We start from the raw sequence: 14,937 nt of genomic DNA, 5'->3' as shown, positions 1-14,937 counted from the left end.
GGGATGTGTATATATGAATATTAATACTGTTCAAGGAGATTCAATTGAAGTTCTTTTAAGGCAACTTGGAGCAACAAAAATATCAAAAGTAAGTAGTACATTGTATTTTATCAAGTTTGATTTAGGAGACAATTGGGAAATATCTTATACTTATAATATTAATGCTAAAGATCAATATTTTTTACAAAGAATTGAACCATATCCTATTGGTAGAGGTCTGTTTAATGATGAATATGAAATAGTATCATTTATATCAAAGGATTTAAACAAATTTTTAAATGCTAAGAATAGTAGTAACTTTAAAACCTTTGTTGAAGTTACTAGAAAAGTTAATTCTATCATTGATAATGTAGAGGAACTATTTTTAAACTACAATGTAGATGGTGATGATTTAAAAACACTCAATAAAGAACTTAATGACATACTAAATGATATTAACTATATAGAACAACATACAAAAAAAATCTAAGTTAGTATACCTATAAATTTTAGACTCTACTAAAAATCATAAAAGCTTAAATTTGAGTATTGAAAATACAAAACTTTATTTATTAAAAAAATAAAATAGCTGATGAAGCCTGTGGCTTCATCAGCTATTTTGTTTTTAATGATGTCCACATCCATCATGTGAACAAGTATGATTTGATGGAAATTCTACTAATTTTCCATTTTTAAGTAAATCTAAATTAGCACTTATAGTATCGGCTTCTGCTCTATAAACTTTGATTCCCATGCCATTTAATTTAACTATAGCACCTTGTCCTATTCCCCCAACTACTACTGCATCTACAGCTGTACCTGATAATGCTTTTAGTGGTTGACACTTTCCATGCTCATGGTCTAAATCTCCATTATCTAAAGATTTAACTTCTCCACTTTCTAAATCACACACAACAAAAATTGGAGCAGAACCAAAATGACCATATGGTTTACTATCCAATCCTTTATTCTCTTCTACTGGTATACATACTTTCATTACTATTTCTCCCTTCTCTTACAACATTTTTTAATGGACTTACATTCTTTACTGCATCCTAAATGTATTGTATTTACATCAAATACATCTATAAAGCTTTCACTAGAATTGCTTAACATAGATTTTATAAAATCTACACATATATTAAATGATTCTTTATTAATATGATATAAAACATAGTACCCTTCTTTATATCCTGTTATTATACCAACATCTTTTAATATTTTTATATGTTGCGAAACAGCAGAATCTGAAATTCCTAGATATTTAGAAATTCCTTTTTGACATATATTTCTCTTAGATACTAATATAAGTATGTTAAGTCTAGTTTCATCACTCAATGCTTTAAATATTTTAACCAAGTTTTCCATAAGTACCTCTTTTTTGATTAAGTAATTACTTAATTAAATTATAGTACTCTTAATTAGTTTTTTCAACCATTATTTTAAAATTTTGGAATATATTATAAATAATTTAAATATTTTCTATTACAACTTTGAAAATTTTTATACTGAAGATACTTAAAAATATATTTTAAAATAATTTAAATAAGAATCATTTATAAATAAAAAACTGTCTTAAAATAACAAAATTATTTTAAGACAGTTTTTATAAATATGTTTAAAAAGTTACTCAATATAAATATTAAATTCTCTTTAATTTATCTAAATAGTAAACAGCGTTTAAAGCTGCTATTTGACCTTGCCCAGCTGCTTTTATATAAGAATATGGTTTTCCAACACAATCTCCAGCAGCAAAGCATCCATCTATACTAGTATTCATATTATTGTCAACTTTAATATGGATACCATCAATTTCTATTCCAGGAATCAATGCACTTGGAGCTGTACTATCTTTTATAACAAATACTCCATCAACTTCAATGTGGTTTTCTTTAAAAGATATTTTGTTTACAAGTTTATCTCCATCTATCTGTACTGGTCTATCGTGTATAACTTCAATAGAGTCATCTAAGTTATCTGAACCTCTCATAAGATTCTCTTTTTTGTACATAGGTATAAAATAAGTTTTTGAAGTTAATTCACTTAAAAAATTTGCTTCTTCCTTAGATTCTTCATTATATCCTATAACTGCCACCTTTTTATTTCTATAAAGTGGTGCATCACATGTAGCACAATACCCTACTCCTCTTCCTAAAAACTCTTCTTCACCTTTAATTGGTCTAGTGTATTCCACACCAGTGGCAAGAATTACAGTAGTAGCTTCATACATATCATTTCCAGACATTATTGCAAAGTATTCTCCCATAGCATAAATATTATTTATTCTTTTATTTTCAATTGAAATATCCATACTATCTATATGTGATTTAAACTTGTCTTTTAATTCATCTCCACTTATATCATAAAAACCTAAATAATTATCTATCGAAGGAGCTTTAACAAGCTTATTACTTAAATTATCACTACCAAACATGATAATTGTTTTATTTCTTATTTTCGCATTTATAGCAGCAGACAATCCAGCAGGACCACTGCCTATTATAGCTATATCATATCTCATAATATTCACCCATTTTTTATAAATATGATTTTACTTTCATTTCAATTTTGTTCTTTGGCATAAATCCAATTAGTGTTTCTACTGGTTCTCCATCTTTGAATATAATCATAGTTGGTACTGTAGATACACTAAATTGTTGAGCTATTTCTAAACTCTCATCTATATCAACTTTTACAAATCTAGCTTCATTTTTCATTTCTTCACCTAATTCTGCAAATACAGGCCCTAACATGTTACAAGGTCCACACCAAGTTGCAAAGAAATCCACTACAACTACTCCTTTACTACCTTCAACACTACTTCTAAATTCAGATGTATTTATAACTTTAGCCATTTTTAAATCCTCCTATAAACTTTAATTATCCCTATACAATTATACTATGAATTTCATAAATATAATTTTACTTTTATAGGGTCTTTTTATATTTTATTTTATACTAATTAGTATACCCATTCTTTATTTCTAAAAACAGGTTTTTATATTTTTATTATTTTAACTTTTGTGGTATTGATAATTCAAATGTAGTTCCAAAACCTATCTCTGAAGTTACATTTATGTCAATAGACAAATTTAAACTAATCATACGAGCTATTGAAAGACCTATTCCAGAGCCTTCCAAATTTTTATTTCTTACATTTTCACTTCTAAAAAATCTATCAAATATAAGAGGTATTTCTTCTTTTTTTATACCTATACCAGTATCACTTATAAGTAAAGTTACCTCATCTTCTATATCTTCCTTTAATTCTAAGACTATATCATCACCCTGTTTTGTGTATTTAAAAGCATTATCAATAAAAATTAATATAAGCTGTCTCAATTTAGTTTTATCTGTTATTATAATCTTATTCTTAAGTTTAGAATTAAATATAAATCTTTTTTCCTGAAACTCAGCAATATCAATATAATCTTCTGATATTTCCTCCAGTAATCTTTCCAAATCTACTTCCTCTAAGTTGACTTTAACAATGGAATCTTCTTTAGTAAGAGACAATAAATCAGTTATCATTTTTTTAAGTCTTCTAGTCTCTTTCATTGCCGTAGCTATTGTTTCAACTTCGTCATTTACTGTACTTTCTGGGGATTTTAACATACTTTCTAACTTTGATGAAACTATTGTTATTGGTGTTCTTAATTCATGGGAAGCATCTTGTATAAACTTAGCTTGGTTTCTCCACGCAGTTTCTATTGGAATTAAAGCTTTTCTAGTAAGATACACCGCAACAAAGTAAGTAATTATTACAGAAATCAGTATTCCAATTATAAGAACAGATGTAAGTTGCTTTAGAGAATTCATCTCAGAGTCGATATTTCTAATTATTTGTATTTGATATCTACCTACATCTACATTTAATTCTCTAAAGGTATATCCATTTTCTGTATATTTAAAAAATGAATTTTTCTTATCTAATCTTCTATCTGGAAGTAACTCATCAAAATATTCATTCTGAGTATAGTAACTTATTCTACCATCTTCATATACATAGACCATATCTTTTGGGTCTTTAAGTCTTATGGGATTCAAAAATGAAGTTCTTTTAAATTGAGAAACTATATATTCAAGCTCATCATTTATTTCACTATCAATTCCACTATATGTCAATCCTCTAAAATATGAGTATATAAATATAGAAAATATTATTAAAAAGCTACCTACTACAACAATATACATTTTTATTAGGTGATTTTTAGTACTAGTAAATACATTCTTATTTATCATCGAATATATATCCTACCTTACGTTTAGTTTTAATATATTTGTCATATCCATATTTACTGAGTTTTTTCCTTAGGTTACTTACATATACTTCAACTATTTCAATGGTTGCATCTGAATCAATTCCCCATATTCTATCATAAATCTGTTCTTTTAGTAAAATTGAACCCTTATTTAATACAAAATATTCAAGCAAGTTAAACTGTTTATTTTGTAACTTTACTTCTTCTTTTTCAATATACACTCTTTTTTCTAATGTATCCAAATATAAAGATTTAAATTCTATTCCATTTCTTTCTTTTATCTTTCCATTAGTTCTTAATATAGCATACACTCTTGCTACTAATTCTTCCATATAAAAAGGTTTTGTCAAATAATCATTAGCTCCTATGGTAAATGCTTCTACTTTGTCATCTAATGCTTCTTTGGCTGTCAATATAAGCACAGGTGTATCTATATTATTGACCCTCATCTTCTTTAAAATGTCAATTCCATTTATGTTAGGAAGCATTAAATCTAAAATAACTAAATCATATATATTTTGATTAACCAAGTATAAGGCTTCTTCTCCATCTTCACATTTTTCAGTTTCAAAATGCTTACTGAGTTCTTCTACTACACTTTCTAAAAGTACCTTATTATCTTCAACTATCAAAACCTTCATAAATATCCCCTACCTTTATTTGTCTATCTTAACTTTATGAGATTTTAAATCAATATCTACATTGGCTTTTTCTTTTATATCATCATATGTGTATCCTACTATTTCAACACTTTTTGCTTTTGTTGAGCACAATATATCTATATCTGTTTCTTCTGAAGCTTTTAAAATTTTATATGATGGTACACGATTTACCACTAAATATTCTCCATTTTCATTAACTTCTGCTGTCTTAAGGATAATATTTCCTAAATCTTTTGATGATGAATTTTTTACTTTTATTTGATATGTAATTCCCTCTTTTGATTCATTTACTTTTTTAAGTTCTGATGTAGATAATACCTCATACTGACTACTATTTTCTAGCTTAATATTATTTTTTCTTATATCAATAGTATTTTCTTTTAAATTAACATATACAATCTTACCCTCTGCTTCATACTCATATGCATAAACTTCTACACCCTTTGTAAAAGTTTTATGCCCACACTCTACATAAGCAACTTTACCAGGCATTAAAGTCATGTCTAGCACAGCCTTACTATCTGAGGAAATAATTTTTTTATTCTCATCATACTCATTATATATTAATTCAATATTTGATATATTAAATGTTGAATTATTTTCTATCTTTGTTGATGTGTCTACTTTATCTCCTTCATCTACATTTGTAATTTCTGATTTCCCTATATTCAATGCTTTTGCATTTTCCTTGTCTATTTTTACCTCATTCTTATCTTCAACTTGGATATCAGCTGAATCATCCTTGTCTTCAGCTTGAATATCGGCTGAGTCAGGTTGTTCATCTTTTTCACATGCTGTCAGTGTAAAAATAAATATTGTTAATGTAATCATTAAAAAAATTGATTTTTTTACTATTTTATTCATATTAAGCACCTCATATAGTAATATTTTATAGTAGATTTTTATATTTTTTCATAAATTCTTTCAATGCTTGTGTAAGTATTTGGTGTTTTTCAAAATTGGAATTACTACAAAGCCTTTCAAAATCATTCCATGTTTCTTTATCTATACGTATTCTTGTTGTTTTTAATTCATCTATGGATTCATTATCTATATGTACATCTTTTTTATTATATATTTTTTTTGGCTTTATATTGTAATCTTTTACTTCTAGATACCAATCATATACTTCACAGAGCTTATCTAAGTCTTCTTGAGTTATATTTATTTTTCTATCTTTTTTAGGCTTAACATTTTTTTTTGATTTTGTATTTTTTAAATCTGTATCATTAAACTTAATTTGTTCAATGTCTTTACTTAAAACCTTTTCATTAGAAGTCTTTTTTTTGGTGCTTACTTTTTTTCTATTACTTATATTTTTTTCTATTTTTTCTTCTTTTAAGTTTATCTTATCCAGATTTTCATTATAATTTAATTCGTCTTTTAATATGTATTTACCTTTTTCTGATTTATATCCTTTTTTATTTAAAAAAGTTCTTAAAGTACTTTGACTAATTTTTAGACTTTGAGCTATCTCTGTAAACTTAATTCCTTTACTTTGTAGTTCTAAAAATTTGTCAATTCTTTCCTCGTTGTTATTCATTAATACTCCTCCGTCAATATCTTCTTGTCTTTCTCTTCATACCTCTTATTATATTTTTCTTTTCTAAATCTACTCTATTGGATTCAATTATTTTTTGCAACGTTTTATTGTAAGTAAAATCATCTAAATTATTATTTTTTATATAGAAAAATGTTTCTTTTTCATATTTAATAAAACAAATTGATAGCAACCATGCCATACCCATTTTAACATAATATTCTTCACTTTGTATATTGTTACAGTATTCAAAGATTTCTTTAATATGTTTATCATCAACATAATATATTAAAAACATAACTAATGCAAATCTAATTTCCCATGGATTTTTTGAATAAACATATTTTTTAAGTATATCATACATGCTTTCTTTATATTTTTTCGTATATTTTAAACCACTACAGAATCCATCACAAACTGACCAATTATTAATTTTAGGTACAAACCTTTCTATATAGTATAGAGATTCTTCAAAGTTGTTATTTATATTGCCAATTACCATACCTTGCAATACAGTTTCTTCATAATATGTATCCTCTGCTATATCTAAAAATTCCTTCCAATTCCCTTTACTTATTTCTTTCGATAGTTCTCTTAAAATAGGAATCCTAATACCTATTATATTTTCTGTATTTGGTATGAGCTTTCTATTAAAGTCTCTATATTTTGTATCTTGTATAGATTTCATATATTCTAGGAGTTTCTTATAATCTAATTTATTCCATTTTTCCCTACTAAATATCATTTATTTACTCCTTAATTCCTTTTTTCTTATTGTAACATAAAAATCTATAAAAAAAAGCTTCCAACTATCAGAAGCTTTTCCAAAAACATACTAAATTTTCAAATTTAAAATTTAAACTAAACTAATACTTATTGCAATATAACATAGCTTTAAAAACTTTACTAATCTCCTACACCGAAATCTGTATTGTTATATAAAACCTCTATATTTGGATTTTTATCTAAATATTTATATTTATTAGTGAACCACTTAACCAATGCTTCATCTCTTTTAATTCTAGAAGAATTATTTATAAAAACATTCACAGTTGCTTTTTCAAAATCATTTAGTATAATTTCTATATCCCTATCTATCATCTCTTTTGTTTGCCCTTCAATCCCTACCATAATGCAAGGTGAATCAAAATAGTCTTTTACATCTTGTGGTGTCTTAAATTTTGCATTTTTATTTAAAACATTATTTCTAAAATCATTGTCAAAGGTCTCAACACCTATTTTAAATACTACAGGAATTTCAAAATAGTCTCTCATCTCTTTAATCCTATTTTTATAAGACCAATGACTTTCTAAAAATAATTTTTTTATTTTCTTCTCTTTTATAATACATTTTATTTTTTCTAAGGTATCTTTAGGTAATTCAAAACAACTACCAGAATTTATGACTTCAAGAACTCCATATTTTCCAGTTACATTTTTCAAAACCTCTATATTTAACCTATTCATTTCTTCTTCTAAATTAGAATTATCATCTATATAATCACAAAAAGAACATTTTCCCCAGATACAAGGAAATCCTTTAAGTAAAACAATTTCTCTTTGATTCTTATTTGTTATTTCACTATATCTATCCATTTTTTACTATCTTCCTCCAGTTAATGATACTTTTAAAGTCTTTGGAACTGCATTTAATCCTAAGTTCACTAAAATAACTGCTACAAATTTATCTGTATAGTCAGTGAATACTTGAGTTATAAATACACTAAGTACATCTCCTAGTCCTAATACTTTCAAAATTTGTACTATGTAGGAAGAGCCTGATGATGTCATGCCTCCAAATAGAAAAGCTGAAATTATTGAACTTATTATAGATGTTGGAATAGCAAATAACAACACTCCTAATGGAGTTTTTAATCCCTTTAAAAAATTCTTTTTAAATGCTATTCCAGCAAGTAAACCTGTTGATATTTGAACTGGTGCAAAGTAGAGAGAATACACATCAAAGGTGATTCCACTTATTAAACTTCCAAATACACCTGTGATAACAGCATATTTAGGACCTAAAAGTGAGGCTATCATTATAGTTCCTATTGAATCTAAGTATATAGGTAACCTTAACCCCATAGCTATAAAAGCTCCTATTATATTTATAGAGATGCCAAAAGCTATAAGTGTAATAGTTTTTACACAGATTTTTCTTTTCACACTATATCACTCCTTCCACAGAGTCTATAATGTCTTCATAACCTTTAAAAAGTCTCTTTAAAAACATATACATAAACTTCTTTTCATCAACTTCATTTAGAACAATTGCATTAGGATACTTTTTATAGAAATTAAAAAAATCTACTATAGATTGGCCCATAGCTATTCCATCTTCTACAACTTCTACATATGATTCAAACCCTTTACATATGCTTCTATCTATAAAGTATGCTACTGCTAGAGGGTCGTTTATCACACAACCAATTATTCCTTCTTGTTCCCAATGGAAATCAATATAAAATCTAGTTATTTCAGTTATATACTTTGCCATTTTTTCATCAAGTCTATTTATAAACTCAATAATATTGGGAGTAAGTACAATTTTTCTAGTTACATCTAAACCTACCATGTGAATTTTTTTAGATAAATTCTTGTAAACATAATCTGCTCCATGTGGGTCTACCCAATAGTTAAACTCAGCTACTGGAGAACAATTTCCATGAATTCTAAATGCTCCTCCCATAGATACAAACTCATCAAGATTTTCAAAGACTTTTTTATCTTTCATAAGTGCCTTAGCTATATTTGTAAGTGGTGCAAGTGCTATTATTGATACTTTTTCATGATTATGTAAAGTATTTATTATAAAATCTACTGCTCCATCTTTTACTTTAGCTTCTGCCACTCTTTGATAAAAGTTTTCTCCAATACCATCTTCTCCATGTGTATCTTGAGCTGTTACAAGTTTTCTTTTTAGTGGTGCTTCCTCTCCTTTATATACTGGTATATTTAGTGAAGAGCACATTTGAAGTGTTTTTAGTGCATTTTCTGCACCTATGTTTGCTGGAACATTTCCACAACATGTGGTAATTCCAAGTACTTCTAGCTCTGGTGAGTTTAAAGCCAGAAGGATGGCCAAAGAATCATCAATTCCTGGGTCACAATCAATTATTACTTTTCTCTTTTCCATACTTTTATCCTCCTTGATTTGTGGTCGAGGAGAACTACACATCTTTTTTCCACTTTCAAAAAGGTGTGTCTAAGGGTATTAATTATATACTGCCACTATATAATTCCTTAGTTTTTTATACTTGGAGTTCTCGAACAAGTACAGATGTTAAATTTATGATTTTAGACTATTTATTATACCCTATCAAAAAATTCCCATCTGATTTAATAACTACAAAAGGTCTTTTGTAGTATAAAAGAATTTATTATATTTTAATGTGTCTTGTTAAAGTTTATTTACAATTATAAATCAGCTTTAACAAAATGTGGCACCTTTAAACCGATTATTATTATACAACAATAGTTGAAATATTACAATTAATAACTTCAATATTTCAGCTATAAAAATTTATTAAATTATATTATTAATAGTTTATTGACAATATTAAATATAAAGAATATAATTACATTGTAAATTAAATTAACACCGTTAAGTTATGAGGTGATTATATGAGTATTAAAGAAAGACGAAAAAATGAAAAAGCAGAAATGAAGAAAAAAATTATGGATGCTAGCATAGAAATTATCAATCAATATGGATATGAAAATTTATCAATAAGAAAAATTGCTTCAAAAATAGATTATTCTCCAACTACAATTTACCTTTACTATAAAGACAAGGCAGAGATTATCAGTGATATGACAAAAAAACTTTATAACACTATAGAAAGTAATGCTATTGACATTATACATAATTGCTCATCTCTCCCAATAGATAAACAAATCATAGAAATTATGACTAGTTTTATAAAAACTCTTTCTAGTGAACCAGAAATGTCAAAAGCTATAATGCATAGTAGAATGAACATTATATTCGCATCTGAAAATACAAATAGTGAACCTACTAATAATGGTATAAAAATACTCGATGAACTTCTTTCCCTTGGAATTAATCAAGGTGTATTCAAACAAAACGTAGATAAAACCTCATGGATGCTTATAAGTGCTTTATTAGGATTTGTTTTATGTATTGTTGAAAATCAATTGTATTCTTTAGATAATTTCACTCAAATTATAGAGAATTTCTTAGATATTTTAGTAGGAGGACTTTACAATGAAAAGCCACAATGAAACTAATAAGAAGAAAATTTTAAAAAGAGTTTTTAAAATATCTATAATACTATTTCTTATTTTTATATGCATTATTATTTTAATTGTAACTAACTTAAAACCAGAAAAATTAGTAGTAAAAAATATAAATCCAGCTAGTGTGAAAAATGGTACTTATATAGGAAATGCAGATAATAAATTGGTAAAAGCTACTGTATCTGTTAAAGTTAATAATGGCAAAATTGAAAATATTAAGATACTAGAACACGACACTCTTTTAGGTAAGCCTGCTGAAAAAATCATAAAGAGCGTAGTTGAGCAACAATCTTTAGAAGTGGACGCTATAACTTCTGCAACTTATAGCAGTGATACTATACGAAAGGCTATAGAAAATGCTTTACGAAAGGGAGAATAAATATGAATACTATTATTGTATATTCAAGTAAATATGGTTGCACAAAAGACTGTGCAAATATACTAAAAAATAAACTATCAGATAGTGTTACTATTGTTGATATTAATGATAATAATACTAAAATTGAATTATCAAAATTTGATACAATTATTATTGGAAGCTCTATATATGTTGGCTCAGTTTCAAAAAAGATTCGTGTATTGTGTAATGATAATATAGAATTATTAAATAAAAAACGAGTTGGTATATTTCTTTGTTGTGGTTTTTCTGAACAAGCAGATAAATATTTAAAATCAAACTTTCCATCATCTTTATTGGAAAATGCAAATGCAATTGGAATTTTTGGTAGTGAAGCTCGATTAGAAAAAATGAAATTTTTAGATAAACTTGTTATGAAATCTGTTGCAAAAGGTAATTACGACAGTTTTAAAATATCACAAGACAAAATAGATGATTTTGTAATAAATCTTAATAACTAAAATTATTTATTTCAAATCCCCTTACAGAATATAAATTTATCTCCAATATAGTATTGTAAATATATTCTGAAATTTATAAATATTGATAAAGTAGCTATATAGCTATAAAATATTATATAATAAATAAAATTTTCTTATATTTATTTAGATTTAGGTCTTATATAAGAAATTTCTACTACATTTACTATATTGGAGATGATATTTATGAAATATGTTGAAATCAGAATGGCTAATGAAACGGATGCAGAAGAAATATTAGAAATATATACTCCATATATTACTGATACAGCAATTACCTTTGAATATAGCATTCCAGGCATTGATGATTTTAAAAGTAGAATAAAAAGACTTTGCTCAAAATATCCTTACCTAGTCTGTTTAATTGATAAAAAAATTGTTGGATATGCTTACGCTCATGAACATAATGAAAGAACTGCTTATCAATGGAATGTTGAATTATCAATTTATGTTGATAAAAAATTTATCAGTCATAAGATAGGAATTGCTCTTTATAATTCAATCATAGATATATTGAAGTTGCAAAATATTCAAAATTTATATGTTAGTATTACATCACCAAATATAAAAAGTGAAAAACTTCATCAAAAATTTGGTTTCAAACTATGTGGAGTTTATCACAATACAGGATATAAATTTGATTGTTGGCATGATGTTATGTTGTTTGAAAAACACATAGGTAATCACTCTACAAATCCTAATTCTATAAAAACAATTAAACAAATCAATTCAAAGGAAATAGATACTATTTTGAATAAAAATATTAATATAATAACACTTTAAATTTGATGTAGTTAAATCTATAAATATGAACAAAAGAAAAAATAGGGAATATGTTTTAAAATATTTATTTTGATATTTTAAGGCATCTTCCCTATTTTTTTCTTAAATTTTATAATAATACTCTTATTAAAGCAAATACTATAAAAAGAGTTTATCTTTATTTGTTAAGTGAATTTAAATTAAAAATATAGAAAAATGGAAGGAGAATAATATATGATAAAATTGATTGGTATATTGATAGTCGTAATTGGTTTTATACTTAAAATGGATACGTTATTTACTGTATTATTAGCAGGCATAGCAACAGGGATTGTTGCAGGATTAGATTTTAATCAAATATTTACAATCTTAGGAGACTCTTTTGTTTCAAATAGAGGTGTATCATTATTCATACTAACATTGCCAGTAATTGGTGTATTAGAAAGATATGGATTGAAACAAAGAGCTGTTTCTCTAATAGAAAAATTAAAGAAACTTACAACAGGAAAAGTGCTTACTATATACATGGTAGCTAGACAAATAGCTGGTGCTCTATCTATAAGAATGAGTGGACATCCTCAGTTCGTGAGACCACTTGTTAATCCTATGGCACAAGCTGCTGGTTTGAGTAAGAGTGATGAACTAAAAGAATCTGATGAAGAAGCTATAAAAGCATTGTCTGCTGCATCAGAAAACTACGGAAACTTTTATGGTCAAAATCTATTTGCAGGTAGTAGTGGAGTATTGCTTATAGCCTCTACTCTGACTCAATTCGGATACAATGTAACTGGGCTTAACATTGTAAAGGCCAATATTATCATGGCAGTAATAGCACTTGTAGTTGCTACAATTCAATTTACTTTATATGATAAAAAATTAAATAAGAGTCACAAGAGATAGATTTATTTAGGAGGAATAAAAATGCAAAATTTTATAAATATATCATTAGAAGTTTTTTACGCATTAATGGGGTTTTTAATGATTGTAATAGCATATAAGTCTTTTACTACAATAGATAACAATAAGAAATATGGTACATCATTATTTTGGATACTGATATCATTACCCTTCATATTTGGTAGACTGATTCCAGCTAATATAATCGGAATAATACTAATATTATCTAGCTTATTGACACTTTCCAAACAAGTTGTATTTGCAAAATATGAAGAACCAAATGAGAATTTTGGGAAAGAACAAGCAGATAAACTTAAAAACAAAATATTTATACCATCATTAATATTAGCATTTGCTGCAGTAGTTGTAGCTATGAGCCTTACTAATTTTGACAATTCTTCGCAGTTCGCAATAGGTGTGGGTTCAATAATTGCATTAATATCAGCTTTTATAATAACTAAAGCAAAACCTACTACCTCAGTTCAAGATGGCTCAAGATTACTTCAACAAATGGGACCTGCTAGTATGTTACCACAACTTTTGGTTGCATTAGGAGCTTTATTTACTCAAGCTGGAGTTGGTGAGGTTATATCAAATATGATATCCGGTGTAGTCCCTGCTGATAACAGATTATTTGGTGTTATAGCTTATGTATTAGGTATGGTTATATTTACTATGATAATGGGAAATGCATTTGCTGCGTTTTCAGTCATAACGGCAGGAATTGGAATTCCTTTCGTATTGTCTCAAGGTGGAAATCCTGCTATAATTGGAGCACTAGCATTAACAGCAGGATATTGTGGAACTTTACTTACTCCAATGGCTGCTAATTTTAATATAGTTCCAGCCGCTTTACTTGAATGTAAAAACGACTACATTGTTATAAAATACCAAGCACCAGTTGCTTTAGTATTAATTATAGCTCACATATTAGTAATGTATTTTTTAGGATTTTAATAGAATTAGGAGGTAAAATAATGAAAATTTTGTTAACAGGATTCGACCCATTTGGTGGAGAACCAATAAATCCAGCTCAAGAAGCAGTTGAAAGGGTCAATGATAATATAAATGGTGCAGAAATTATAAAAATAACTATACCAACAGTTATGACAAAATCTGTTGAAGCTATAGATAAAGCTATCCAACAGCACAATCCAGATATAGTAATATCAGTTGGACAAGCTGGAGGTAGATTTGATATTACACCTGAGAGGGTTGCTATAAATGTAGATGACTTTAGAATAAAAGATAATGAAGGTAACCAAGTAATAGATACTGTTATAAAAGAAGATGGTCAACCTGCATATTTTTCAAAATTACCTGTAAAAGCTATGGTAAAACATATGAATGAAAATAAAATTCCAGCAAGTGTTTCAAACACTGCAGGTACATTTGTTTGTAACCATGTAATGTATGGAATTCTTTACATGATAGACAAAAAATATCCTAATATAAAAGGTGGCTTTATACACATACCATACATGACTTCACAGATAATAGATAAAAAGAATACACCATTTATGTCTCTAGAGGAAATAGTGAAAGGTTTAGAATTAGCTGTGGAAGCTTGTACTATCTATAAAAATGATATAGAGGAAATTGGTGGTGAAATTTCATAATGACTCTTTGAGTATTTTTATAAATTTCAAATAGGAGTTATTCAAATAAAGACTGTGAGTAAATTTGTTTAGATATTTAC

The 14,937-nt window shown here is 26.9% G+C and carries 20 protein-coding genes and 1 riboswitch; of the genes, 8 read left to right on the top strand and 12 right to left on the bottom strand.

What is annotated here, in order from left to right; all coding sequences use genetic code 11:
• The first annotated feature begins 13 nt into the window (after nucleotides 1-13).
• Nucleotides 14-469, top strand: a complete 456-nt coding sequence (locus tag ACTG45_RS08855; protein ID WP_021384474.1) for a hypothetical protein — start codon at nucleotides 14-16, stop codon at nucleotides 467-469.
• A 135-nt stretch (nucleotides 470-604) separates the two neighbouring features.
• Here ACTG45_RS08855 and ACTG45_RS08850 read toward each other — a convergent pair whose 3' ends face one another.
• The 12 genes from ACTG45_RS08850 to ACTG45_RS08795 form a co-directional block, all read right to left on the bottom strand.
• Nucleotides 605-976, bottom strand: a complete 372-nt coding sequence (locus ACTG45_RS08850) for a NifB/NifX family molybdenum-iron cluster-binding protein (protein WP_021384449.1) — start codon at nucleotides 974-976, stop codon at nucleotides 605-607.
• Nucleotides 977-978: 2 nt separating this feature from the next.
• Entirely contained in the window at nucleotides 979-1,347 is a 369-nt protein-coding gene (locus ACTG45_RS08845) for an ArsR/SmtB family transcription factor (protein WP_021384477.1), read from the bottom strand.
• 274 nt (nucleotides 1,348-1,621) lie between these two features.
• Nucleotides 1,622-2,500, bottom strand: a complete 879-nt coding sequence (locus tag ACTG45_RS08840; RefSeq protein ID WP_021384469.1) for an NAD(P)/FAD-dependent oxidoreductase — start codon at nucleotides 2,498-2,500, stop codon at nucleotides 1,622-1,624.
• A gap of 16 nt (nucleotides 2,501-2,516) precedes the next feature.
• On the bottom strand, nucleotides 2,517-2,834 hold the full coding sequence (trxA, locus tag ACTG45_RS08835) for a thioredoxin (protein ID WP_021384467.1): 318 nt from the start codon (nucleotides 2,832-2,834) through the stop codon (nucleotides 2,517-2,519).
• A gap of 154 nt (nucleotides 2,835-2,988) precedes the next feature.
• On the bottom strand, nucleotides 2,989-4,221 hold the full coding sequence (locus ACTG45_RS08830; RefSeq protein ID WP_021384453.1) for a sensor histidine kinase: 1,233 nt from the start codon (nucleotides 4,219-4,221) through the stop codon (nucleotides 2,989-2,991).
• A complete protein-coding gene (locus ACTG45_RS08825; protein ID WP_021384463.1) occupies nucleotides 4,211-4,882 on the bottom strand; it encodes a response regulator transcription factor in 672 nt (223 codons plus the stop codon). Before ACTG45_RS08825 ends, ACTG45_RS08830 begins: the two co-directional genes overlap by 11 nt.
• A gap of 15 nt (nucleotides 4,883-4,897) precedes the next feature.
• Complete coding sequence (locus ACTG45_RS08820) at nucleotides 4,898-5,767, bottom strand: hypothetical protein (RefSeq protein ID WP_021384455.1); 870 nt, start codon at nucleotides 5,765-5,767, stop codon at nucleotides 4,898-4,900.
• Nucleotides 5,768-5,792: 25 nt separating this feature from the next.
• Entirely contained in the window at nucleotides 5,793-6,446 is a 654-nt protein-coding gene (locus tag ACTG45_RS08815; protein WP_021384450.1) for a DNA-binding protein, read from the bottom strand.
• A 13-nt stretch (nucleotides 6,447-6,459) separates the two neighbouring features.
• The gene (locus ACTG45_RS08810) at nucleotides 6,460-7,188 is read right to left on the bottom strand and encodes a DNA alkylation repair protein (protein ID WP_479920184.1); all 729 of its coding nucleotides are present in this window, start codon (nucleotides 7,186-7,188) and stop codon (nucleotides 6,460-6,462) included.
• A 161-nt stretch (nucleotides 7,189-7,349) separates the two neighbouring features.
• Nucleotides 7,350-8,039, bottom strand: a complete 690-nt coding sequence (locus ACTG45_RS08805; RefSeq protein ID WP_021384461.1) for a radical SAM protein — start codon at nucleotides 8,037-8,039, stop codon at nucleotides 7,350-7,352.
• Between the two features lie 6 nt (nucleotides 8,040-8,045).
• Nucleotides 8,046-8,609, bottom strand: a complete 564-nt coding sequence (locus ACTG45_RS08800; protein ID WP_021384441.1) for a hypothetical protein — start codon at nucleotides 8,607-8,609, stop codon at nucleotides 8,046-8,048.
• 1 nt (nucleotide 8,610) lies between these two features.
• Nucleotides 8,611-9,579: a nucleoside hydrolase gene (locus tag ACTG45_RS08795; protein WP_021384472.1), complete on the bottom strand. Its 969-nt coding sequence runs from the start codon at nucleotides 9,577-9,579 to the stop codon at nucleotides 8,611-8,613.
• Between the two features lie 101 nt (nucleotides 9,580-9,680).
• Nucleotides 9,681-9,724: riboswitch (PreQ1 riboswitch) on the bottom strand.
• A gap of 343 nt (nucleotides 9,725-10,067) precedes the next feature.
• Here ACTG45_RS08795 and ACTG45_RS08790 point away from each other — a divergent pair.
• The 7 genes from ACTG45_RS08790 to pcp all read left to right on the top strand — a co-directional run bounded on the left by ACTG45_RS08790 (nucleotide 10,068) and on the right by pcp (nucleotide 14,857).
• Nucleotides 10,068-10,688 (top strand): TetR/AcrR family transcriptional regulator, encoded by a 621-nt coding sequence (locus ACTG45_RS08790; protein ID WP_021384457.1) that lies wholly within the window; start codon nucleotides 10,068-10,070, stop codon nucleotides 10,686-10,688.
• The gene (locus ACTG45_RS08785) at nucleotides 10,672-11,082 is read left to right on the top strand and encodes an FMN-binding protein (protein WP_021384440.1); all 411 of its coding nucleotides are present in this window, start codon (nucleotides 10,672-10,674) and stop codon (nucleotides 11,080-11,082) included. Before ACTG45_RS08790 ends, ACTG45_RS08785 begins: the two co-directional genes overlap by 17 nt.
• A 2-nt stretch (nucleotides 11,083-11,084) precedes the next feature.
• Nucleotides 11,085-11,561 (top strand): flavodoxin domain-containing protein, encoded by a 477-nt coding sequence (locus ACTG45_RS08780; RefSeq protein ID WP_021384436.1) that lies wholly within the window; start codon nucleotides 11,085-11,087, stop codon nucleotides 11,559-11,561.
• 204 nt (nucleotides 11,562-11,765) lie between these two features.
• Complete coding sequence (locus ACTG45_RS08775) at nucleotides 11,766-12,362, top strand: GNAT family N-acetyltransferase (RefSeq protein WP_021384452.1); 597 nt, start codon at nucleotides 11,766-11,768, stop codon at nucleotides 12,360-12,362.
• 213 nt (nucleotides 12,363-12,575) lie between these two features.
• Entirely contained in the window at nucleotides 12,576-13,241 is a 666-nt protein-coding gene (locus ACTG45_RS08770) for a DUF969 domain-containing protein (RefSeq protein ID WP_021384476.1), read from the top strand.
• 21 nt (nucleotides 13,242-13,262) lie between these two features.
• Nucleotides 13,263-14,195: a DUF979 domain-containing protein gene (locus ACTG45_RS08765; protein ID WP_021384437.1), complete on the top strand. Its 933-nt coding sequence runs from the start codon at nucleotides 13,263-13,265 to the stop codon at nucleotides 14,193-14,195.
• A 20-nt stretch (nucleotides 14,196-14,215) separates the two neighbouring features.
• Complete coding sequence (gene pcp / locus ACTG45_RS08760; RefSeq protein WP_021384434.1) at nucleotides 14,216-14,857, top strand: pyroglutamyl-peptidase I; 642 nt, start codon at nucleotides 14,216-14,218, stop codon at nucleotides 14,855-14,857.
• Nucleotides 14,858-14,937 lie beyond the last annotated feature (80 nt).

The sequence above is a fragment of the Clostridioides sp. LIBA-7602 genome (assembly GCF_056688945.1).
This window is presented reverse-complemented; position numbering and strand designations above follow the sequence as displayed.